The 20,840-nt window shown below is 73.8% G+C and carries 20 protein-coding genes and 1 pseudogene; 13 read left to right on the top strand and 8 right to left on the bottom strand.

The window, feature by feature from the left end; all coding sequences use genetic code 11:
• Nucleotides 1–314, bottom strand: a 314-nt coding sequence (locus ACFVGY_RS02360; protein ID WP_385669636.1) for a helix-turn-helix domain-containing protein, incomplete at its 3' end; no start/stop codon positions are given.
• Nucleotides 315–789: 475 nt separating this feature from the next.
• Between ACFVGY_RS02360 and panD the strand changes: the two genes are divergently transcribed.
• The 4 genes from panD to ACFVGY_RS02340 are packed head-to-tail and all read left to right on the top strand — an operon-like array spanning nucleotide 790 to nucleotide 2,496.
• Complete coding sequence (gene panD / locus ACFVGY_RS02355) at nucleotides 790–1,209, top strand: aspartate 1-decarboxylase (protein ID WP_385669633.1); 420 nt, start codon at nucleotides 790–792, stop codon at nucleotides 1,207–1,209.
• A 15-nt stretch (nucleotides 1,210–1,224) separates the two neighbouring features.
• Nucleotides 1,225–1,578 carry a GNAT family N-acetyltransferase gene (locus ACFVGY_RS02350; protein ID WP_385669630.1) on the top strand — a complete coding sequence of 118 codons (354 nt, stop codon included), beginning with the start codon at nucleotides 1,225–1,227 and terminating at the stop codon, nucleotides 1,576–1,578.
• On the top strand, nucleotides 1,572–2,213 hold the full coding sequence (locus tag ACFVGY_RS02345) for an aspartate/glutamate racemase family protein (RefSeq protein WP_385669627.1): 642 nt from the start codon (nucleotides 1,572–1,574) through the stop codon (nucleotides 2,211–2,213). Before ACFVGY_RS02350 ends, ACFVGY_RS02345 begins: the two co-directional genes overlap by 7 nt.
• 58 nt (nucleotides 2,214–2,271) lie before the next feature.
• Nucleotides 2,272–2,496, top strand: a complete 225-nt coding sequence (locus ACFVGY_RS02340) for a hypothetical protein (RefSeq protein ID WP_385669624.1) — start codon at nucleotides 2,272–2,274, stop codon at nucleotides 2,494–2,496.
• Nucleotides 2,497–2,547: 51 nt separating this feature from the next.
• On the opposite strand, the gene gndA is transcribed toward ACFVGY_RS02340, so the two are convergent.
• Nucleotides 2,548–3,990 carry an NADP-dependent phosphogluconate dehydrogenase gene (gndA, locus tag ACFVGY_RS02335; protein ID WP_385669621.1) on the bottom strand — a complete coding sequence of 481 codons (1,443 nt, stop codon included), beginning with the start codon at nucleotides 3,988–3,990 and terminating at the stop codon, nucleotides 2,548–2,550.
• 185 nt (nucleotides 3,991–4,175) lie between these two features.
• Here gndA and ACFVGY_RS02330 point away from each other — a divergent pair, with 185 nt between their 5' ends.
• Nucleotides 4,176–5,498 (top strand): transglycosylase family protein, encoded by a 1,323-nt coding sequence (locus tag ACFVGY_RS02330; protein WP_385669618.1) that lies wholly within the window; start codon nucleotides 4,176–4,178, stop codon nucleotides 5,496–5,498.
• 102 nt (nucleotides 5,499–5,600) lie between these two features.
• On the opposite strand, the pseudogene ACFVGY_RS02325 reads toward ACFVGY_RS02330, so the two are convergent.
• Nucleotides 5,601–6,347 (bottom strand): annotated as a pseudogene (locus ACFVGY_RS02325) (DMT family transporter); the annotation flags it as partial.
• 271 nt (nucleotides 6,348–6,618) lie between these two features.
• Between ACFVGY_RS02325 and ACFVGY_RS02320 the strand changes: the two are divergent.
• The 3 genes from ACFVGY_RS02320 (at nucleotide 6,619) to ACFVGY_RS02310 (ending at nucleotide 9,813) form a co-directional block, all read left to right on the top strand.
• Nucleotides 6,619–8,100, top strand: coding sequence for an SDR family NAD(P)-dependent oxidoreductase (locus tag ACFVGY_RS02320; RefSeq protein ID WP_385669615.1), 1,482 nt, complete (start codon nucleotides 6,619–6,621; stop codon nucleotides 8,098–8,100).
• A 363-nt stretch (nucleotides 8,101–8,463) separates the two neighbouring features.
• Nucleotides 8,464–8,637 (top strand): hypothetical protein, encoded by a 174-nt coding sequence (locus tag ACFVGY_RS02315; RefSeq protein ID WP_385669612.1) that lies wholly within the window; start codon nucleotides 8,464–8,466, stop codon nucleotides 8,635–8,637.
• 189 nt (nucleotides 8,638–8,826) lie between these two features.
• Nucleotides 8,827–9,813, top strand: a complete 987-nt coding sequence (locus ACFVGY_RS02310) for an NAD-dependent epimerase/dehydratase family protein (RefSeq protein ID WP_385669609.1) — start codon at nucleotides 8,827–8,829, stop codon at nucleotides 9,811–9,813.
• Here the strand turns inward: ACFVGY_RS02310 and ACFVGY_RS02305 are convergent.
• The 3 genes from ACFVGY_RS02305 to ACFVGY_RS02295 are packed head-to-tail and all read right to left on the bottom strand — an operon-like array spanning nucleotide 9,799 to nucleotide 12,723.
• Complete coding sequence (locus tag ACFVGY_RS02305; protein WP_385669606.1) at nucleotides 9,799–11,259, bottom strand: lipase maturation factor family protein; 1,461 nt, start codon at nucleotides 11,257–11,259, stop codon at nucleotides 9,799–9,801. The two genes, ACFVGY_RS02310 and ACFVGY_RS02305, sit on opposite strands and share 15 nt — an antisense overlap.
• 28 nt (nucleotides 11,260–11,287) lie before the next feature.
• On the bottom strand, nucleotides 11,288–11,824 hold the full coding sequence (locus tag ACFVGY_RS02300) for a DUF1990 family protein (protein ID WP_385669603.1): 537 nt from the start codon (nucleotides 11,822–11,824) through the stop codon (nucleotides 11,288–11,290).
• Nucleotides 11,821–12,723: a YndJ family protein gene (locus ACFVGY_RS02295; protein ID WP_385669600.1), complete on the bottom strand. Its 903-nt coding sequence runs from the start codon at nucleotides 12,721–12,723 to the stop codon at nucleotides 11,821–11,823. Before ACFVGY_RS02295 ends, ACFVGY_RS02300 begins: the two co-directional genes overlap by 4 nt.
• A gap of 181 nt (nucleotides 12,724–12,904) precedes the next feature.
• On the opposite strand from ACFVGY_RS02295, the gene ACFVGY_RS02290 reads away from it, so the two are divergent.
• The 4 genes from ACFVGY_RS02290 to ACFVGY_RS02275 are packed head-to-tail and all read left to right on the top strand — an operon-like array spanning nucleotide 12,905 to nucleotide 17,735.
• Nucleotides 12,905–14,287 carry a DUF6777 domain-containing protein gene (locus tag ACFVGY_RS02290; protein ID WP_385669597.1) on the top strand — a complete coding sequence of 461 codons (1,383 nt, stop codon included), beginning with the start codon at nucleotides 12,905–12,907 and terminating at the stop codon, nucleotides 14,285–14,287.
• Between the two features lie 7 nt (nucleotides 14,288–14,294).
• Nucleotides 14,295–16,358, top strand: coding sequence for a SpoIIE family protein phosphatase (locus tag ACFVGY_RS02285; RefSeq protein WP_385669594.1), 2,064 nt, complete (start codon nucleotides 14,295–14,297; stop codon nucleotides 16,356–16,358).
• A 46-nt stretch (nucleotides 16,359–16,404) separates the two neighbouring features.
• The gene (locus ACFVGY_RS02280; RefSeq protein ID WP_385669592.1) at nucleotides 16,405–17,265 is read left to right on the top strand and encodes an Fpg/Nei family DNA glycosylase; all 861 of its coding nucleotides are present in this window, start codon (nucleotides 16,405–16,407) and stop codon (nucleotides 17,263–17,265) included.
• A gap of 38 nt (nucleotides 17,266–17,303) precedes the next feature.
• Complete coding sequence (locus ACFVGY_RS02275; protein WP_385669589.1) at nucleotides 17,304–17,735, top strand: hypothetical protein; 432 nt, start codon at nucleotides 17,304–17,306, stop codon at nucleotides 17,733–17,735.
• 62 nt (nucleotides 17,736–17,797) lie between these two features.
• Here ACFVGY_RS02275 and ACFVGY_RS02270 read toward each other — a convergent pair whose 3' ends face one another.
• Both ACFVGY_RS02270 and ACFVGY_RS02265 read right to left on the bottom strand, forming a co-directional pair.
• Nucleotides 17,798–18,262, bottom strand: coding sequence for a hypothetical protein (locus tag ACFVGY_RS02270; protein ID WP_385669854.1), 465 nt, complete (start codon nucleotides 18,260–18,262; stop codon nucleotides 17,798–17,800).
• Nucleotides 18,263–18,537: 275 nt separating this feature from the next.
• Nucleotides 18,538–19,077, bottom strand: a complete 540-nt coding sequence (locus ACFVGY_RS02265) for a sigma-70 family RNA polymerase sigma factor (RefSeq protein ID WP_360637899.1) — start codon at nucleotides 19,075–19,077, stop codon at nucleotides 18,538–18,540.
• A 276-nt stretch (nucleotides 19,078–19,353) separates the two neighbouring features.
• On the opposite strand from ACFVGY_RS02265, the gene ACFVGY_RS02260 reads away from it, so the two are divergent.
• Nucleotides 19,354–20,544 (top strand): CapA family protein, encoded by a 1,191-nt coding sequence (locus tag ACFVGY_RS02260; protein WP_385669586.1) that lies wholly within the window; start codon nucleotides 19,354–19,356, stop codon nucleotides 20,542–20,544.
• Nucleotides 20,545–20,840 lie beyond the last annotated feature (296 nt).

The following is a 20,840-nucleotide window of genomic DNA, read 5'->3' as shown; positions in this document are numbered from 1 at the left end:
TGCCGCTTCAGCAGCTGCCAGGTGCCCTCCACCGTGTAGCTCACGTGGAACAGCCGGCCGATCAACGTCTTGATCCGCGCCAGCGTCCACCGTTGATCCGCCCAGCCGTGGACCAGCGGTCCGCGCTCCAACTCCCGTGCCAGCCTGGCGATCTGCGCTTCACTGAGCCTCGGCCGCCCAGGCGATCCCTTCGACAGGACCCCGGCCTCACCGCGCTCGCGCCACTGGCGCCGCCACCGCTCCACGGACCGCTCGCTGACCCGCAACGCGGCAGCGATCTCCCCGTTCTTCTGCCCGCTCTCGAAGCGTTCCACGGCCTGCAGCCGGACTCGCTCCCGCGCGGCCCTCCCAGCGTCGGTCAACCCGCCGCCCTGCGCGTATCTCACGGTCCAGAGCTACCGGAACGGCCCTCCCGCCGGCAGCCAAACGGCTCCGACATCACCCAATCAAGTTCAGTAGCTTCCCGCGCCGCTTTTTCGAGGATTCTTGCGGTGGCGAGTCCTCGTGCACGCGCGGATCGAGCGTCGCCGCTCTGTGAGAGTGACGGTGATCACGAGGGCTCTTGAGTGCGTGCTGCGTAGGCTTGTGGGGTCGTCGCGGTGGGGCAGGGAGAGTAGGCGAAGCTCCTGAGCAGCGCCTGACGATACGTCAGGAAAGTCAGCAAGTGGTCAGCATGAGTCCTGAAAAACCTGGGGACAGCTGCCTGAACTTGCGACTCGTTGTAGGGTGTGGAAACAGCCCTTGACCTGCAAAAACGCAGGCAGGGAGCCTATGTCCAGGAGTACCTCGATGATACGTACAATGTTCAAGTCCAAGATCCACCGGGCTACCGTCACCCAGGCCGATCTGCACTACGTCGGTTCCGTGACCATCGATGCCGATCTGCTCGACGCCGCCGATCTGCTGCCCGGGGAGCTCGTCCACATCGTCGACATCACCAACGGGGCGAGGCTGGAGACGTACGTCATCGAGGGCGAGCGGGGCTCCGGGGTCATCGGGATCAACGGGGCCGCCGCGCACCTCGTGCACCCGGGCGACCTGGTCATCCTCATCAGCTACGCGCAGGTCGAGGACGCCGAGGCCAGGGAGTTCACGCCGCGCGTCGTGCACGTGGACGCGCAGAACCGCATCGTGGAGCTGGGCGCGGACCCGTCCGCGCCGGTGCCGGGCACGGACCAGGAGCGCAGCCCCCACGCAGTGGCCGTCTGAGAGGAGTCGGGGACCATGACGCAGGCCGGGTCGATCGAGTTCAAGGACCAGCGGGAGGCCGGAAGGCTGCTCGCGCTCGAGAACGGGGAGGCCGTCGGCCTCGTCGCGTACTTCGTGCTCGACGGGGAGCCCGGCGCGCTCGTGGCCGTGCACACCATCGTCGAGCCCGGCCACGAGGGGCGGGGGATCGCAGGGGACCTCGTCCGGGCCTTCTACGGGATCGCCGCCGCCGAAGGGGTCCCCGTGGTCCCGCTCTGCCCCTACGCCGCGAGCTGGGCCGCCCGGCACCCCGACCAGGCGCCCGCAGCCCCGGCCGAGCTCGACGCCGCGGCCCGGGCCCAGCTGGACGCCAGCCCCGACCTGTGGTGACGGGCCTGACGCTGCTGCACACCTCGCCCGTCCACGTCCCCGTCTTCGACGCGCTGCGGGACCGCGAGCACCCGGGGGCCGTACTGCGCCACCTCGTGGTTCCGGAGCTGCTGGACCGGGCCCGCGCGCAGGGCGCGGAGTCGGTGGTTGCGGACCTGCGGGAGCTGCTGGCCGGCTCCGCCGGTCCGGTGCTCGTGACCTGCTCGACGATCGGGGCGGTCGCGGAGTCCCTGACCGGGGAGGTGGGGGTGCCGGTGCTGCGGGTCGACCGGCCGATGGCCGCGGCAGCCGTCCGCACCGGCCCGCGGATCACCGTGCTCGCGGCCCTGGAGTCGACCCTCGGGCCGACCGAAGCCCTACTGGCCGAGGAAGCCGGGGGCCGGTCGGCGGTGGTCACGTCCCGCGTCGTCGCCGGGGCCTGGGACCGCTTCGAGGCGGGGGACACCGCCGGGTACCTGGCGCTCGTCGCCGAGGCCGTCGACGCCGTGGCGGACGCGGACGTCATCGTCCTGGCCCAGGCGTCCATGGCGGGCGCCGCGGCCCTCGCCACCACGCCCGCGCCGGTGCTCTCCAGCCCGGCCCCGGGACTGGCTGCCGCGCTCGCCGCCGCCCGCGCCGCCGACTGCCGGGGGTGACCTCGACCCGGTCCGGGCTGGGAGGCGTACCCACCCGGATCCGGGGAAGGTGGGGCGTATGGTGCAAGACGTACAAGGCAGGCACGGCGTACGCGGCGCCCGCGCCGAAGGCACGCAGCCGCCCGTGCCCGAGCCGCCGCCCACCCCCGGCCCGAACCCCTTCCCGGACCCCGAGCCCATCCCGCGGCCGGTGCCGCCCGTGCCCGGTCCCTTCCCCGAGCCGGATCCGGTCCCCGCGCCGCCCGGGCCCGCGCCCGTCCCGCAGCCCGGCCCGCTGAGCTGACGCCGCCGACGACCTCCCGGCCGCCGGCGACGGCTCGGCCCCGCGGCCGCGTCAGGCCGTGCTGACCTCCGAGCGGTCACCGCTCCAGAGGGTGTGGAACGACCCCTCCCGGTCCGTGCGCCGGTACGTGTGCGCCCCGAAGAAGTCCCGCTGCCCCTGGGTGAGCGCCGCCGGGAGCCGCTCCGCGCGCAGCGCGTCGTAATAGGCCAGCGAGGCGGCGAACGCCGGCACCGGGATGCCGTGGCCCACCGCCGCCGTCACCACGGCCCGCCAGTCGTCCTGGGCCGCGCCGATCTCCGCCGCGAAACCCGCGTCCGCCAGCAGGCTCGGCAGGCCGGGCTGCGCGTCGTACGCCGCCCGGATGCGGTCCAGGAACGCGGCGCGGATGATGCAGCCGCCCCGCCACAGCGCGGCCGTCGCGCCGAGGTCGATCTCCCAGCCGTACTCCTGGCTGCCCGCCTGGATCTGGTGGAAGCCCTGCGTGTAGGAGACGATCTTCGAGGCGTACAGGGCCTGCTCCACCCGGGCGGCGAACGCGTCCGCCTCCGCGGCCGGCAGCGCCGCCGCCGACGGGCCTGCGAGCCCCCGGGCGGCCGTGCGCAGCTCCGTGTGGCCCGAGACCGCGCGGGCGAAGACCGCCTCGGCGATCCCCGACACCGGGACCCCCAGGTCCAGGGCGGTCTGCACGGTCCAACGGCCCGTGCCCTTCTGCTCCGCCGCGTCCGCCACGACGTCCACGTACGGACGCCCGGTCCCGGCGTCCGTGTGCGCGAGCACCTCCGCCGTGATCTCGATCAGGTACGAGTCGAGCCGGCCCCGGTTCCAGGCCCGGAAGGTCTCCGCGATCCGCGCGGGGGAGTAGCCGGCGACCTCGCGCAGCAGGTGGTAGGCCTCGGCGATGAGCTGCATGTCGGCGTACTCGATGCCGTTGTGCACCATCTTGACGAAGTGTCCGGCACCGTCGGGGCCCACGTGCGAGGTGCACGGCGTGCCGTCGGCGGCCTTCGCGGCGATCTTCTCCAGCAGCGGGCCCAGGGAGGCGTACGACTCCTCGGATCCGCCGGGCATGATGCTCGGCCCGAGCAGCGCGCCCTCCTCGCCGCCCGAGATGCCCACTCCCACGAAGTGGATTCCCTGCTCCCGCAGTTCGCGCTCGCGGCGGCGGGTGTCCTCGAAGTGGGCGTTGCCGCCGTCGATGATGACGTCGCCCGGCTCGAGCAGCGGGGCGAACTCGCGGATCACGGCATCGGTCGGCTCTCCGGCCTTCACCATGATGATCAGGCGGCGCGGCCGCTCCAGCGCGTCGACGAACTCCTTCGCGGATCCGGCGGCGACGAAGGACCCCTCGTGCCCGAACTCCTCGACCAGCGCCTCGGTCTTGGCGGACGTGCGGTTGTGGACGGCGACGGTGAACCCGTTGCGGGCGAAGTTCCTGGCGAGGTTGCTGCCCATCACCGCAAGCCCGGTGACACCGATCTGGGCCGTGCTGCTCATGCGTGCGCTCCTGAGTGCTTCGACGTGCGGGGCCCTCGACGCTACCCCGGCGCGGAGGCCCGCGGATCTTTCTCCTCACAAAACAATGTCAACTTGCTCGACCGTGCGCCGGGTTGCGCCCCTTGTCAGGGCTTGGGCGCGACGTTAAGTTGTGTGATTCCTGATGTCTTGGATGGGGGGCTTCCATGGGGGGACGGGGTCGGCACCGCCGGTACCAGCCGAGCAGTATCAACCGCGCGTCGCTCGCGGTCACCGCAGGCGGAGCCGGCATCGCGCTCCCTCTCGTCGGAGCCGGCACGGGAACCGCGCACGCTGCGTCGGTGGACACCTGGAACAAGGTCGCGGACTGCGAGTCCACCAACAACTGGCACATCAACACCGGCAACGGCTATTACGGCGGGCTCCAGTTCAGCCAGAGCACCTGGCGCGCCTTCGGCGGCACGGTGTACGCCCCCCGTGCCGACCAGGCCACCAAGGAACAGCAGATCGCGGTCGCGGAGAAGGTCCTGAAGGGCCAGGGCCCACAGGCCTGGCCGAACTGCGGCAAGCAGGCCGGCCTCGGCGTCGGCGGCCCCGCACCCGACCTCAAGCCCCAGAGCCAGGTCGTCACCGTCCAGGCGCCGCAGGCCCCGGCGGGCGACCGACCGGCCACAGAGCCCCGACCGACCGGCACCTCGGTGCTGCCGAACCCGTACGTCGTCGCGCCCGGCGACTCGCTCTCGTCGATCGCCACGCGCCGGCACGTCGAGGGCGGCTGGCAGGCGCTGTACGAGACCAACCGGGCCACCGTCGGCAGCAACCCGAACCTGATCTTCCCCGGGCAGCGGCTCACCCTGCGGGTCACCACCGCCCCGCCCGCCCAGAACCCGGAGAAGCCGCCGCGCACCGCCGAGCCGGTCCCGCCCGCGGAGCCGGCGGAGCAGAAGACCGCGGAGCGGCCGGCGCAGAAGCCCGTGGAAAAGCCGGCGGAGAAGCCCGCCGAGAAGCCCGCCGAGAAGCCGGCCGAGCAGGCGGACCGGAAGCCCGCCGGCGGGCAGGCCACCAAGCCGGCCGCCAAGCCCGCGGAGAAGCCCGCCTCAGCCCCGCAGCAGCAGCCGGCCGCGAGCGGCTTCGTCGCCCCCGTCGACGCCGCCATCGGCACCGCCTACCGCAAGGCCGGCTCGGCGTGGTCCAGCGGCTACCACACGGGCGTCGACTTCCCCGTCGCCACCGGCACCACCGTCAAGGCGGTCGGCGCAGGCCAGGTCGTCTCCGCCGGCTGGGCCGGTGCGTACGGCTACCAGATCGTCATACGGCACGCCGACGGCCGGTACTCCCAGTACGCCCACCTGTCGGCGCTCGGGGTCAAGGACGGGCAGCAGGTCTCGGCCGGCCAGCGGATCGGCCGCTCCGGATCCACGGGGAACTCTTCCGGACCGCACCTGCACTTCGAGATCCGCACCGCACCCGGCTACGGCTCCGACGTCGACCCGCTGAAGTACCTCCGCTCCCACGGAGCGGGCATCTGACCCCCGCACGTGCGGCGGCACGGCCGTGAGCACCACCAGGCCGGCCGCCGCCAGCGCCGCACTCGCCAGGGCCACCGCCCCGCCCGCCGTGCCGTAGCGGAACCCCTCGCCGAAGAGCGTGATGCCGACCGCCGCCGCGACCACCGGGTTGACCACGGTCACCGTGGCCAGCGGCGCGGTCAGCCCCGCACCCCGGTAGGCCGCCTGGGACAGCAGCAGCCCGCCGGACGCGAGCACCGCGATCGCCGCCAGCTCCGGCCACACCGGCGCCGCGAGTTCCGTCGGGAGCGCCGCCCCCGCGGTGACCCCCTCGGCCACCGACTTGGTGAACACCGAGGCCATGCCGAAGGACGTACCGGCCGCCGCGGCCAGCAGCACGCTGCGCAGCACCGCCCGCCGCATCCGGTGCGCCGCCAGGAACAGCACGGCCGCCGCAGCCCCGGTCGCCGCCAGCAGCAGGCTCCGCTCCCCGCCCGCCGGCAGCCGGCCCCCGTCCCCGCCCGTCAGGGCCAGCAGCCCGGCCAGGCCCACCGTCGCCAGGACCGCGCCGCGCCAGGCGGCCGCGCCGGCCCGGCGGTGCACGAAGAAGGCGGCCATGGGCAGTGCGAAGACGATGGTGAGCGCGCCGAGCGGCTGCACCAGGCTGAGCGGCCCGTAGGCGAGGGCCACCACGTGCAGCAGGGCGCCGAGGCAGTTCAGTGCCACCGCAGCCCACCACGCGGGCCGGCGCAGCGGGGCGTACGGCCGGTCCGGGGTGCTCTCCGCCACCCGCTCCTGCACGATCGCGCCGCCCGCGTACGCGACGGCCGACACCAGGCACAGCAGAACCGACAGCAGCAGGGCACTCATGAATTCCACGATGCCCCACCCGACCGGGCATTTCCTCCCTCTGCAGAGGGGCGTCGATCCCACCCCGGAGTTACTCCGAAAGGAGGACGCAGCCATCCGCGCGCTCCCCGCGGGGCACCTTCGGCGCCGCGCCCTCCGTGACGGCGTGCTCGCGGTGCGTGAGAGCCCACCGACGGGTTTGTTTCCGGGCGCGTCGGATCCGTACAGTTGCCGCTTTGGGGACTTCCGCAGCAGGCGGACGCGGACGAGTGATCAAGGAACGGCAGCGGCCATGACGGTGACCGAGACCGAAGAGAACCAGGAATACGGGCCGGGCATCGACCCCGAGCGCATGGCCGTCTGCCTCAGCGTGCTGGACGAGCTCGACCGGCTCGAGATCGACCACCCCGACGCCATCGCCGTGCGCCGCGCCACCGCGGGCGTCTACCGCACGGTCAAGCAGCGCCGCCGCCAGGAGCGCCGCGCCGCCAAGACCGCCAACGACAAGGCCGTCACCGAGGCCACCGCCACCGGCTCCGCGCAGCGCATCGACGACGAGACCGAGGGCATCCTGCCCTCCTCGGTGACGGAGGCCGGCCGGATCGCCGGGATACTCCAGCGCCCGCGCTCCTGCTACGTCTGCAAGACGCGGTACGTCGAGGTCGACTACTTCTACCACCAGCTCTGTCCCGAGTGCGCCGCGGAGAACCGCACCAGGCGCGAGGCCCGCGCCGACCTCTCCGGCAAGCGCGCGCTGCTCACCGGCGGCCGGGCCAAGATCGGCATGTACATCGCGCTGCGGCTGCTGCGCGACGGCGCCCACACCACGATCACCACCCGCTTCCCCAAGGACGCCATCCGCCGCTTCAAGGCGATGGAGGACTCGGCGGACTGGATGCACCGCCTGGAGGTCGTCGGCATCGACCTGCGCGACCCGGCCCAGGCCGTGGCGCTCGCCGACCAGGTGGCCGAGGCCGGTCCGCTGGACATCCTCATCAACAACGCGACGCAGACCGTGCGCCGCCTGCCCACCGCGTACGCCGCGCTGGTCGACGGCGAGAGCGCCCCGCTGCCGGCCGGCGAGCTCCCCGCCCACCACGTCATCGGAGCCTTCAACTCCGGTGCGGTCGACGGCCTGGCCGCGCTGCCGGTCGGCGTGAGCGGGCTCGAGGCGCAGAAGGTCGCCGACCTCGCCCTGGTCGCGGGCAACGCCAGCATCGAACGGCACCTCGACGGCACCGCCATCGACGCGGGCGGCCTGCTCCCGGACGTCGTCGAGACCAACACCTGGGTGCAGACCATCGACCAGATCTCCCCGGTGGAGCTCCTCGAGACCCAGCTGTGCAACTACACGTCGCCGTTCATCCTGATCAGCAAGCTCCGGCCGGTGATGGCCGAGGCCGCCCGGCGGGCGTCCAGCGGGCGCGCGTACGTCGTCAACGTCTCGGCGATGGAAGGCGTGTTCAGCCGCGGCTACAAGGGTGCGGGGCACCCGAACACCAATGCCGCCAAGGCCGCGATGAACATGGTGACGCGGACCAGCGGTCAGGAGATGTTCGAAGCGGACCGCATCCTCATGACCTCGGTCGACACCGGCTGGATCACCGACGAGCGCCCGCACTTCGACAAGCTGCGCCTGGCCGAGGAGGGCTTCCACGCCCCCCTGGACCTGGTCGACGGCGCGGCCCGGGTCTACGACCCGATCGTCCGCGGCGAGGCCGGCGAGGACCTCCACAGCGTCTTCCTCAAGGACTACTCCCCGGCCAACTGGTAGGCCCGCACCGCACGCCCGCACGCCCGCACGCCCGCACGCCCGCACGCCCGCACGCCCGCACGCCCGCACCGTTCCGGACACGCTCCGGTCCCTCTTCCGAGGGGCCGGAGCGTGTCCGTTTTTGTGGCATACCTCCGGAGAACGGCATGGAACGACCTCCTGAACACATCGGAAATTCGGGCCGTCAGGGTGGATTTGACTAATCTATAGAGCGCACTCGCGCTCAAATGTGTAATCTGATGGGCAGCAGAACGGCCCCACCGGGCTGGTGCTCCACCATGACGCCACCGCGTCTGGAAAACCTTCATCCCCTATGTCCCGGCGCATTTCGGACGCCGGTTCGAGCGACACGAGGAGCGCGCGGTGACAGACACGAAGGCGAAGTCCGACGACCTGCTGGAGCGCACGGCCTGGCGCGTCCGTCCCCACTCCGACGAGCTCGGCAGCCTGGAGGTCTGGGCGCGTTCCGCCCCGATCCGGCTCGCCGGGTACGAGGAAGACCTCGCGGAGTCCCACATCCTCCGCGGCATCGACTGACCGGCCGGGCTTCCCCGGCCCGCCCGCACGCCCCCGCGCCGCCCGGCAGCGGGGGCGCGGCACTGCCCGGGCCCCGCGAGCCCGCGCCCGCCCGCACCGCCGGTTCCCGTTCCGCGTACGCCGTGAGCGTCATCGCTGACAGCGATCACCGCTTTCCCGGCCGTACCGCCCCGGGGCACGCTGTGGCGCATGACGAAATTGCTGATGCTGGGCGGTACCGAGTTCGTCGGCCGCGCCCTGACGGACGACGCCCTGGAGCGGGGCTGGGACGTCACCGTCTTCCACCGGGGCCACCACGCGCCGCCGCCCGGGGTCCGCGCCGTGCACGGCGACCGCACCGCGCCCGGCGGACTGGACGGCCTCGCGGCGGGGGAGTGGGACCTCGTCGTCGACACCTGGTCCGGCGCCCCCACCGCCGTACGCGACACCGCCCGTCTCCTGGCCGGTCGCGCAGGCCACTACACGTACGTCTCCAGCCGCTCCGTGTACGCCTACCCCGCCCCGATCGGCCTGGCGGAGGACGGCCCCCTGGTCGGGGGCTCGCCCGACGCGGACGCCACCGCCTACGCCGAGGACAAGCGCGGCGGCGAGCTCGCCGCCGAGGCCGCCTTCGGCGACCGCGCCCTCCTGGTGCGCGTCGGCCTGATCCTGGGCCCCTACGAGAACGTCGGCCGGCTCCCGTGGTGGCTGAACCGGACCGCCCGCGGTGGCCCCACCCTCGCCCCCGGCCCGCGGGACCAGGGGCTGCAGTACATCGACGTACGCGACCTCGCGACCTGGACCCTGGACGCGGCCGAGGCCGGGCTCGGCGGTCCCTACAACGTGGTCTCCCCGCTCGGGCACGCGACCATGGGCAGCCTCCTGGAGGCCTGCGCGGCCGTCACCGGCGGCCGCGCCGAGCTCCGCTGGACGGAGCCGGAGGTCATCACGGAGGCGGGCGTCGAACCCTGGGTCGAACTGCCCGTCTGGCTGCCGCCGGGCGAGCTGTACGACTTCATGGTCGGCGGCGACATCTCCAAGGCGCTGGCGGCGGGCCTGAAGTGCCGCCCGGTCGAGGAGACGGTCGCCGACACCTGGGCCTGGCTGCAGTCGCTCGACGGGCCGCCCCCGCACCGCCCGGACCGCCCCGACAAGGGCATCGACCCCGAGCGGGAGGCCGCCCTACTCGGTCTCTGACCCGCTCCCGGCACCGCCGGAGCCGCGATCCACCGCAAGTCGGGTCGGCGGCAGGTACTCCCGTACCGGCCGGCGGTGCCACCACGCCCCCGTCTCGCGCAGCTCCCGCCAGGTGGTGAACCGGTAGCGGTACAGCCGCGCGCGGACGTAGCGCGGCGGCGCGTCCGGGAACGGATTGCGGCGGAGCAGCCGCAGCGTGTCCCGGTCGCCCGCCAGCAGCCGCTCGACGAACTCCCCGAACCAGGGGTGCGCGTAGCCGGGGGAGAGCGCCGCGAACCACATCAGCCAGTCCAGGCGCAGGTGGTACGGGGCGAACTGGCGCGGGACCCGCCGCAGGCCGCCCGGTTTGCCCTTGAACTCGTACTCCCGCCAGTCGCCGTCCTCCCGCGGCACCCGGTCCGTCGTGCCCTCGATCACGACCTCGTCGCGGATCCGGCCCACCGAGCCGAACGCCCCGTAGGTGTTGACCAGGTGCAGGGAGTCGAACGAGCGGTTCATCACCTGGCGGCGCGAGATCATGTTGGCCACCGGACGGCGGCTCAGCCAGAGCACCAGCACCGTGACGGCGCAGACCGGCACGACGAACCACAGCGGGGCCCCGGCCGAGGCGGCGGCCGGCGGCGGCCCGACGAGCCCCGTGAAGTCGACCGCCGACACGGCCAGGGTGATCGTCAGCCAGTTCAGCCAGGCGAAGTTCCCCGAGAGCACCAGCCACAACTGGGTGGCGATGACGGCCCCCGCCGCGTACGAGGCCACCGGTTGCGGAGTGAACAGCAGCACGGGCACGAACAGTTGCGTCACATGGTTCGCGGCGCACTCCACCCGGTGCAGCGGCCTCGGCAGACGGTGGAAGAACCAGCTCAGCGGGCCGGGCATCGGCTGCGTCTCGTGGTGGTAGTACAGGCAGGTGAGCTCGCGCCAGCAGGCGTCCCCGCGCATCTTGATCAGCCCCGCGCCGAACTCCACCCGGAACACCACCCACCGCAGCAGCCACAGCACCAGCACGGGCGGCCCGATCCGCGCGTTGCCGAGGAAGACCGCCAGGAAGCCCACCTCCAGCAGCAGTGACTCCCAGCCGAAGGAGTACCAGGTCTGCCCCACGTTCACGATCGACAGGTACAGCAGCCACAGCACGGCCCACATCGCCATCGCCGCGCCCAGCGGCACCATGTCCCCGACGCCCGCCGCCAGCGCAGCGGCGATCGCGGCCCCCGCCCAGGCGCAGCCGGCGAAGAACCGGTCGGAGTAGTGCACTTGGAACAGGCTCGGGGCGCGCCGGAAGGGCACGTACCGCACGTACCGCGGCACGGGCAGCATGCCGTGCGCCCCGATCAGGGCCCGGAACTGCAGGGCGGCCCCGAGGAAGGCGAAGAGGTAGACGCCGGCCAGGGCCCGCTGGAAGACCAGCCGGGCCAGCCAGTAGCCGGGCGCCGTGAACCAGTCCATCGACTCCAGTATCCGGCCATCGGGCGGATCAGGCCGCCGCGGCCAGCCCGCGCAGGATCCGGCCCAGTCGGCGGGCGTAGCACCGCTGGAGGAAGGGGACCAGCGGGCCCGCCAGGCGGGTGTACCAGCGGGCGGGGCGGCTGAAGGCGGTCACCTCGAACCACACCGTGCCGTCGGGGTCCTGGAGCACGAGGAAGGCCTCCTCGCCGCGCTCCGGGTGACCGGGCAGGGTGCCGTACGCGAACCCGGTGCGCGCGGGCCCGTACGCCGTCCAGACCACCTCGCACGGGACGTCGATCCGCAGCGGTCCCCAGCCGAGTCCGACGTCCACGCGGCTCCCGGGCCGGACGGCTCCGTCGTCGCAGCTGACCCGGACGCCCGAGGCCCGGTGGACCCCGAAGGTGGTGACGGCGGTCCCGGCCGCCTCGAAGACGGCCCGGCCGCGGCCGATCCGGGTCCGGTGGTGCAGGTGGTGGTAGCCGGCGGGCAGCGGCCGGCCGCCGGCCGTCGCGCCGCGCTCGGGGTAGCTGAGCGCGGGCCTGCCCGCGGTGATGATCCGGGTCACGGGGTGTTCTCCTCCGGTCGAGGGCCGGCGGTGAGCCGGCGCCAGGCCAGTACCGAGCACAGGGCGAAGCCCAGCGCGTTGCCGAGGCCGTGGGTCGCGGCCATCCAGGTCAGGGTGGGGTGCGGGATCCCGGTGGCCTCGCCGAGCGCCCACCACAGCGCGAGCACCATGGTGGCCCCCAGGACGGCTGCCGAGACCGCCAGCAACGCCCGGGTGCGAGGGTCGGGGGCGGCGGGCCGGATCTCCTGCCAGGTCACCAGGGCCACCAGCCACATCCCTGCGGTCAGCACCACCGCGCCGGCCAGCTCCGCCCAGTCGTCCACGAAGTAGCCGAGGAGGACCAGCAGGGTCCCGCCGGGCACGCTGTACGCCGCCCAGCGCGCCCGGCGCGACACGCTCTCCCGGCCGGCGTGCCCGGTCGCCGCGGCCCGGCACACCAGCCCGGCGACCAGGGCGGCGGTGAACCCGGCGTAGTGGAAGTGCGGCACGGTCAGGGCCAGGATGTCCAGGTCGAAGCCGAACAGGCGGTACCCGGCGCGCTCGGCGACCAGGGCCGTCGCGGCGACCGCGGGCGAGGCCAGCGCGGTGAGCACGGCGGCTTCGGCGGCCGCCCCGCCGCGCGGGGGGGATCCCCCGGGCCGGGTGCGGGCGAGGGCCCGGGCCCGCAGCAGCCGCACCGGCACCCGGGCGGCGAGGGCCAGCGCGGCCACGGCGTAGAGGGCGGCGAGCGCCACGGCGGGGGCGCCGCGCGGCAGCCACAGGCACAGGGCGCCGGGGGCGGCCGCGCACGGCCAGATCCGGGCCGTCCGGCGCAGCCCGGCCGGGTCGATCAGCAGCAGGCCGGCAGGGACGATGCCGAGCATGCCCAGGGTGACGATCACGTTCACCAGTACCGTCATGGCGGACTCCCCTCCGACCGCGGCCGAACGCTTTGAACGCGTTCAATCCGCGGTCGTGACCATACGAGGTTTCCTGAACATGTTCAAGATCTGGGTCCGTGGCGGCCGGACGCTCCGGTTGCGGGCCCTGCGCGGATGCGGCAGACAGGAGGGAGCAACCGGGGCGAACAGGGAGAATCACGTGCACGTTCCGACATCACGTCAGACGCCGCGCCGTCACACACCGGCCCGCGCCGCCCTCTTCACCCTCCTCAGCCTGCTCGCAGCGGCCTGCGGCGGGCAGGAGGAGCCCGCGAGCGCGCCAGGCCCCGAGAGCCAGAACCTCCACCTCCAACCCGTGGCCCACGCGGGCCCCGACCCCTTCACCCCCACCAGCGCGGTCGGCGAGTCCGCCCCCGTCCAGCCCCCGCTGCCCAACCCCACCGGGCGCGGCGTCCGCACCGTCAACGCGGCCACCCCCGGCCTGTACGGCGGCACCCGCCGGCTCGGCAGCTGCGACGTCGAACAGCAGCTGCGCGCCCTGACCACCGACGAGGCCAAGGTCCGCGCCTTCTCGAGCATCTCCGCCGTCGAGGAGGCGAAGCTCCCCGAGTTCCTGCGCGGCCTGACCCCCGTGGTCCTCCGCGCCGACACCCGCGTCACCAACCACGGCTTCCGCGACTCCGGCGCGTACGCCTTCCAGGCCGTCCTCCAGGCGGGAACCGCCGTCCTCGTCGACTCCAACGGCATGCCCCGGGTCCGCTGCGCCTGCGGCAATCCGCTGCTCGCGCCGCGCGCCCCCAAGGGCAACCCGGTGCTGAAGGGCGAGCAGTGGAACGGCTACCAGCCCAACCAGGTCATCGTCATCGAGCCGGCACCGAACCTCCTCGGCAGCCTCGTCATCGCCAATACGGCCGACAACACCTGGATCGAACGCCGCACCGGGGACGACGGCGCCCAGGACCGCACGCCCTCGGTGCGGCCCGCCCACGACCCGGCGGACGGCATTCCGGCCGACTCCCCGTCCCCGGCGGCCCCCGGCCAGCCGACCGGACCGGCCGCCCGACCCGACGCCCCGGGCACGCCGTCGACGCCGGGGCGGCCCGACGCGCCGAACGCGCCCGCCGCCCCGCCGCGCCCGGACGCGCAGCCGGGCCTGCCCGGCGACGCCCCCGCGGCCCCGCCGGAGCTGCCCCCCGGCACCGTGCCGACCGACCCGGCGGTGCCGCAGAATCCCGACCTCTCGCTGCCGTGGCCGGTCGATCCCGCGGTGCCGGCCGATCCGCCGCTTCCGGTCGATCCCGCGGTGCCGGCCGATCCGCCGCTACCGGTCGACCCCGCGGTGCCGGCCGACCCCGCCGTTCCGGTCGACCCGGCCGTGCCGGCCGACCCAGCGGTTCCGGCCGACCCAGCGGTTCCGGCCGACCCGGCCGTGCCGGCCGACCCCGTCGGGCAATCGGCCCCGTACGACCCGTTCGACGTGTACGGGGACGCCGCGCAGGGGAACACGTACGAGGGCGATCCGTTCCCCGTCCCGGACCAAGCGCTCCCGCCGGCCACCGCCCCGGATCTGGAGAGCGCCTGAACCGCCCATGTGTCATGGTGGACCGGTGCCGACCACCGTATCGCTGCCGGACGACTGGCCCGCACACCCGGACCGGTCGCTCTCGCTCAACCGCATGGGAAGTTTCGACTGGGACCTCGTCGCCGGCCTCATGCACATGGACGAGGCCGCCCTCGACGTCTTCGACACCCTGCCCGAGGAATACGACGGACGGCCCGAATCGCTCGCCCCGCGGGTTCCGCACGCCGAGTCCACCCGGCTCGACGCCCTCGTCTCCAGCACCCTCAAGGGCGGCGACGACAGCTACGGCGCGTACTTCCGCATCCGCTGCCGGGACGGGCGGCTGCGCTGGACCCACACCCAGGGCCGCGTCATGCGCGACCGGGACGGCCGGCCGTACCGGATCATCGGCATCGTCCGGGACGCCACCGAGGAGCTCACCCACTCCGCGGAGCGCCTCGGCCTGGACGAGGAGCGGCGCCGGCAGACCTCCGTCGTCGAGAGCACCACCGCCGCCCTCGCCCACGCCCGGACCGTGCGGGACGTCATCGACGTCATCGGCGACGCGCACGGACTGGAGCGGCTCGGCTCGATGGGCATGGTGATGGGCCTGGTCGAGGCCGGGCGGATCCACCTCGTGGCCGAGGGCCCCGAGGGCAGCTTCGTCCCCGGCACCCGCTACACCCGCATCGAAGAGAACTACCCGATGAGCGAGGTCGTCCGCTCGCTCCAGCCGCGCTTCCTGGACTCCGCGCACGAGTTCGCCGAGGACTATCCGGGGCTCTGGCAGAAGATCTCGTACATGGACATCTCGGCGGCCGCCTACCTGCCGCTGATCGCCCAGGCCCGCCCGATCGGCGCGATCGGGCTGCTCTACCAGGACAAGGACGGCTTCACCCAGGACGAGCGGAACCTCCTCGTCGCCCTGGGCAGCAGCATCGCGCAGAGCCTGCAGCGCGCCATGCTGCTCGAACAGGAGCACGACCTCGCGGAGGGGCTCCAGCAGGCCATGCTGCCGCGCCGGATCCCCGCCGTCGACGGCGGGGAGATCGCGGTCCGCTACCGGTCCGCCCGGATGGGCCAGGACATCGGCGGCGACTGGTACGACGTCATCCCGCTGCCCGGAGGCCGGGTGGGCGCGGTCATCGGCGACGTCCAGGGCCACGACACCCACGCCGCCGCCGTCATGGGCCAGTTGCGGATCGTGCTGCGCGCCTACGCCGCCGAAGGGCACTCGCCGGGCACGGTCATGGCCCGCGCCTCGGTGTTCCTGCACGAGCTGGACACCGACCGCTTCGCGACCTGCACCTACGTCGAGGCCGACCTCGCGACCGGCGTCCTGCAGGTGGTACGGGCCGGGCACATCGACCCGCTGCTGCGCAGCCGGGACGGGGACTGCCGGCGGCTGTCGGCCGAGGGCGGGATGCCGCTGGGCCTCTCCGCGGAGTTCGGCCGGCTGGAGTATCCGGTGACCACGGTGGAGCTGGACCCGGGGGAAACGCTCCTGATGTGCACGGACGGCCTGGTCGAGCACCCCGGAGCCGACCTCGACGACGGCGTGCGGCTGCTCGGCGACCTGGTCCGCAGCGGGCCCACCGACCTCCAGCAGCTCGCGGACCGGTTGTGCGAGGCCATCGACGAGCGCGGCGGTGACGACGACATGGCGCTGCTCCTGCTGCGCCGCCGGGTGGAGGACACGGCCCGGGGCGGCGGCCGGCTCCAGCAGCACGTGGCCCCGGGGGACCCCGAGGCCCTGGTGGCCGCCCGCCACATGATCGGGGCGGCGGTCCGGGCCTGGGGCGCGGGGGAGCGCGCCGACGAGATCGAGCTCATCGCGGACGAGTTGATCGTGAACGCCCTCATGCACACCGACGGCCCGGCCATCGTGACCCTGCGTGTCCTCACCGCCCCGGAACGCAGGCTCCGGGTGGAGGTGGAGGACCGCTCCAGCGCGCTGCCGCGCCGCCGGGAGGCCGGCGACTCGGGGGTCTCGGGCCGCGGACTGATGCTGGTGGACCGCCTGGCCGACGCCTGGGGCGTGGAATCGCGGGGCAGCGGCAAGTGCGTGTGGTGCGAGTTCCTGATGGACTGACCCGGTTCCGCTCGCGGAACGCCGCCGGCCCGGTCAGGCTGGGGGCATGCCCGAGCTGCCGGAGGTCGAGGCCCTCAGGGAGTTCCTCGACGAGCACCTCACCGGGCAGGTGGTCGCCCGCGTCCTCCCGCTCGCCATCAGCGTGCTCAAGACGTACGACCCCCCGCTCGCCGCCCTCGAAGGGCGGACGGCCGGACCCACCGCCCGGTACGGCAAGTTCCTCGCGCTGCGGATCGGCGAGCTCCACCTGGTCACCCACCTGGCCCGGGCCGGCTGGCTGCGCTGGTACGACGCCCTGCCCGAACGCCCGCCGCGCCCCGGCAAGGGGCCCCTCGCGCTGCGCGTGGCCCTGGAGGGCGGCGCAGGCTTCGACCTCACCGAGGCCGGCACCCAAAAACGCCTCGCCGTGCACGTCGTCCGCGACCCGCAGGAGGTGCCCGGGATCGCCCGACTGGGCCCGGACCCGCTGGCCGAGGGCTTCGACCGGGACGCGTTCGCCGCGCTGCTGGCGGGGGAGCGGCGGCAGATCAAGGGCGTCCTGCGCGACCAGAGCGTGCTCGCGGGCATCGGCAACGCGTACAGCGACGAGATCCTGCACACGGCGAGGGTCTCGCCGTTCAAGCTGGCCTCCGCCTTCGACGAGGAGCAGGTCACCCGGCTGTACGAGGCCGTCCGGGGCACCCTGCGCGAGGCGGTGGAACGCGCCCGGGGCGTGGCTGCCGGAGGCCTGAAGGCGGAGAAGAAGAGCGGGCTGCGGGTGCACGGCCGGGACGGGGAGCCGTGCCCGGTGTGCGGGGACACCATCCGCTCGGTGTCCTTCGCCGACTCCTCGCTCCAGTACTGTCCCACCTGCCAGACCGGCGGCAAGCCGCTCGCCGACCGCAGGCTGTCGCGTCTGCTCAAATGACCTGCCCGGTGGCCGCGGGCTGCGTAGACTCCCGCAGCATGTCGCAGGAGCAGCCGCCTTCGCCGGGGCAGCCGGGGCAGCCGCTGCCGCCGCCCCGGCGGGAGACCGTCACGGGCGTACCGCGCGGCGCCCGCCGCCGGCCGCCCGCGCACACCCCGGCCCGCTCGGAGATCTCCGAGCAGACCACCCTGGGCGCCACCTACGTACGGGCCCTGATGCGCAGTCAGCTGCGGGCCGGTCTGTGCGTGCTGGCCGCCCTCGCCCTCCTGGTCGGGACGCTGCCCGTGCTGTTCGCCCTGGCGCGCCCGGCTCCGGGGCCGTTGGTGTGGGCCGTGCTGGGTCTGGCCGTCTACCCGGTGCTGTGGCTGATCGCCCGCTGGTACGTCGCCCGGGCCGAGCGCAACGAGGCCGATTTCACCGGCCTGGTGACCGATCCGGCCGAGGCCCCGGCCCCGCCGCGGCAGCGCTGAGCGGCCTCCCCGGGGGACTGGTGGGGGCCGATGTGCCGCCGGGCCGGCCCCGGCGGCACGGCTCAGAACAGGTGCATCGCCAAGTGGCCGAGGGGGAGGCCGAGTTGCCAGGCCGGGGTCCAGACCCGGGCGTTCTCGTCCAGGGCCTGCGGGCCGTCGGTGTGGCCCGTCCGGCCGGGGTCGAGGTTGGTGGCGAACAGTTCCGTGCTGTCGAGCCAGCGCCAGGCCGCCCGGGCCAGTTCCAGGTCCGGGTCCTCGCCGCGGCCGCTGTCACGGGCCTCCTCGCCCAGGGCGAGGAACCGGGTGTGCACCCAGTCCCGCCAGGGGTGCCCGTAGGCCGTCAGCGAGAGCCATTCGTCGAGCTGCGAGACGACCCGGATCCCGGAGAGCTCGCCGGCCGCGTCGGAGAGGTAGATGGTCAGGGCGAGCGTGTCGCGCCCGGCGCGGAACTCCAGGGTACTGACCGGGATCAGCCGTCCCGTGCGCAGCAGTTCGTCGGCGATGTACTCGGCGTAGAGCCATGCCATGGGCACCGCGAGCCCGCCGTCACTGGTGCCGTTCGTACCCTCGGGCTGCACCGTTCCACCTTCTCCCGCGTGTCGAGCTTGCCTCCGTCAGCGTCGAGCCTTCCCCGACCGGCTCGCGCGACGGGGCGTGTTTACTCAACTTGAACGGTCTGCGGCCGATTTCCATGCGCTTTCTGTCCGATCCGTGCACATCGGGATCGTTCCGCGCGTGATTCCTCCGGGATTCCACGGGATTCCACGGAGTTCCGCAGGGCTCCTTCGGGGTGGCGTCGCGCTCAGGCGCCGAGGCCGTACCCGTACCCCTGGAGGCCCTTGCGCAGGGCGCGCAGGGCGTAGTGGGTGCGGGACTTGACGGTGCCGGCCGGGATGCCGAGCTCCGCGGCCGCCTCCGCCACCGAGCGGTCGTGGAAGTAGACCTGCATCAGCACGGCGCGGTGCTCGGGCCCGAGGGAACCCACCGCCCGCCGGACGTCGATGGCGATGACCGAGCCGGCCACCGCGTCCTCGGCCGCCGGCGCCTGCTCCAGTGACTCCGCGTCCACCTCCTGCGGCCGGGACAGCCGCGCCCGCCGGGCGTCGATCGCGAGCCGTCGCGCCACCGTGAACAGCCAGGGCCGCATGGAGTCGTGGCCGCTCGCCAGCACCTCGGGGTGTTGCCAGGCCCGTACGAGGGTCTCCTGGACGAGGTCCTCGGCGCGCTGGGGGTCTCCGCCGGTGAGGCCGAGCAGGAATCCGAACAGGGCCCGCCCGTGGTCGCGCTGGAGTTCGGCCAGCGCCTCGGGGTCGGTGCGCGCGAGGGTGGGGGAGAGGGGCACGGGTGGCTCCTTCCTGGGTCCGTCGGGTCCTGATGCACCCACCCTCACCTGCGGCGAGCGCCTCGGGAACCGTCACGCCGGGGCGTTGCGCCCAAGCGTCCCGGTCGACCGGTCAGCGGGCGCGCCCGGCGACGAACGGTCGAACGGCGCGGCGAACGGCGGACGGGCGGACCCCCTGCTGGGCGGAAGCGGACGGAGCCGTTCTTGGGCGCGCAGCATCTCCCTCCATGGATTACGAAGGTGATCAGATAGTCGTACTAATGGGAGACGGTCCAGATGACCACACACACCCGGCGGGCCCTGGCCTTCCTGTCGGCGGCCCTGATCGCAGCGGCCGCCACCGGCTGCTCGGCCGGCGGGGAGCCCCCGCCCGCCCGCCTCGGCAAACCCCACGACCCGCCGCCGTCCGGCGGCGCCGGCACCGCGCGCGGCTTCACCCTCGTCGCGAGCGGCGACGTGCTGCCGCACGACTCGATCATCAAGCGGGCCGCGGCCGACGCGAACGGCGACGGCCACGACTTCCGGCCGATGTTCTCCCGGATCAAACCGCTGGTCTCGGCCGCCGACCTGGCCCTGTGCCACATGGAGACCGTCTACGGACCGGACGGCGGGCCCTTCACCGGCTACCCGGCCTTCACGTCCCCGCCCCAGATCGCCGACGGGCTGCGCGACGCCGGGTACGACGGCTGCTCCACGGCCTCGAACCACACCCTGGACGCCGGGCCAGAGGGCCTCAAGCGCACCCTCGACGCCTTCGACCGGGTCGGGCTGGGGCACGCCGGCTCCGCCCGCACCGCCGCCGAGGCGGCCACGCCCACGATGTACCGGGCCGGGTCCGCGAAGGTCGCCCACCTCGCGTACACGTACGACACCAACGGCTACCCCATGCCCGAGGGCCAGCCCTGGGCCGTCAACCTCATGGAGAAGGACAAGATCATCGCGGATGCGCGGGCCGCCCGGAAGGCCGGCGCGGACGTGGTCCTCGTCAGCCTGCACTGGGGCACCGAATGGCAGACCGAGCCCGACGAGCGGCAGCTCACGCTCGGCCGGGCGCTGACCGCCTCCCAGACCGGCAGCCGACCCGACATCGACCTGATCCTCGGCACCCACGCGCACGTCCCGCAGGCCTACGAGCAGGTCAGCGGGACCTGGATCGTCTACGGCATGGGCGACCAGATCGCCGGCGAGATGTACAACCACTCCGGCGAACGGGACCTGCGCGGCAACTACGGTTCGATCGGCCGCTTCACCTTCGCACCGCCGGCCGCGGCGGGGGAGCGCTGGCACGTCACCAAGGCCGAGTTCATCCCGCAGATGATGGACCTCCCCTCGGGCAAGGTCGTGAACCTGCCCGCCGCGCTCGCCGAGGACCCCGACCAGGACCGGTACCAGACCGCTCAGGACGCCATCGGCGAAGCCGTCCTCTCCCGCGGCGCCGCCAAGAGCGGCCTGACGATGGGCAGGTAGGCGGCACCAGCGGCCTGCCGGCCGCTCGTGCGCCCGCCGCTGGGCCGGCACCGTCCTCAGGGCCGGCACCGTCCTCAGGGTCGGCACTGTCCTCAGGGCCGGCACCGTCCGCCGGCACGCCTGCACCTGCCGCCCGGCACGCCTGCACCTGCCCCGCCCCGGCACCTCCCGCCGGACACCGGCGGCCGGGGGGGGGGGGGGGGGGCGCCAGGGCGGGCGCCGCGAGGCGAAGCAGCCACACGCCCCGACCACCCCCCACCCCCCCCCACCGGCCCAGCCCCGCCCCCCCACCCCCC

Source organism: Streptomyces sp. NPDC127106, assembly GCF_042677605.1.
Lineage (GTDB): Bacteria > Actinomycetota > Actinomycetes > Streptomycetales > Streptomycetaceae > Streptomyces.
The sequence above is the reverse complement of the archived record's forward strand: the minus strand, read 5'-3'. Positions and strand labels throughout refer to the sequence as shown.

Coding starts and splice junctions, on each gene's coding strand:
- ACFVGY_RS02285 (WP_385669594.1), top strand. CDS start 14,295: ATGTGTCATGGTGGACCGGTGCCGACCACCGTATCGCTGCCGGACGAC.
- ACFVGY_RS02275 (WP_385669589.1), top strand. CDS start 17,304: ATGTCGCAGGAGCAGCCGCCTTCGCCGGGGCAGCCGGGGCAGCCGCTG.
- ACFVGY_RS02305 (WP_385669606.1), bottom strand. CDS start 11,259: ATGGACTGGTTCACGGCGCCCGGCTACTGGCTGGCCCGGCTGGTCTTC.
- ACFVGY_RS02280 (WP_385669592.1), top strand. CDS start 16,405: ATGCCCGAGCTGCCGGAGGTCGAGGCCCTCAGGGAGTTCCTCGACGAG.
- ACFVGY_RS02295 (WP_385669600.1), bottom strand. CDS start 12,723: ATGACGGTACTGGTGAACGTGATCGTCACCCTGGGCATGCTCGGCATC.
- ACFVGY_RS02320 (WP_385669615.1), top strand. CDS start 6,619: ATGACGGTGACCGAGACCGAAGAGAACCAGGAATACGGGCCGGGCATC.
- ACFVGY_RS02260 (WP_385669586.1), top strand. CDS start 19,354: ATGACCACACACACCCGGCGGGCCCTGGCCTTCCTGTCGGCGGCCCTG.
- ACFVGY_RS02350 (WP_385669630.1), top strand. CDS start 1,225: ATGACGCAGGCCGGGTCGATCGAGTTCAAGGACCAGCGGGAGGCCGGA.
- ACFVGY_RS02270 (WP_385669854.1), bottom strand. CDS start 18,262: ATGGCATGGCTCTACGCCGAGTACATCGCCGACGAACTGCTGCGCACG.
- ACFVGY_RS02310 (WP_385669609.1), top strand. CDS start 8,827: ATGACGAAATTGCTGATGCTGGGCGGTACCGAGTTCGTCGGCCGCGCC.
- ACFVGY_RS02340 (WP_385669624.1), top strand. CDS start 2,272: ATGGTGCAAGACGTACAAGGCAGGCACGGCGTACGCGGCGCCCGCGCC.
- panD (WP_385669633.1), top strand. CDS start 790: ATGATACGTACAATGTTCAAGTCCAAGATCCACCGGGCTACCGTCACC.
- ACFVGY_RS02330 (WP_385669618.1), top strand. CDS start 4,176: ATGGGGGGACGGGGTCGGCACCGCCGGTACCAGCCGAGCAGTATCAAC.
- gndA (WP_385669621.1), bottom strand. CDS start 3,990: ATGAGCAGCACGGCCCAGATCGGTGTCACCGGGCTTGCGGTGATGGGC.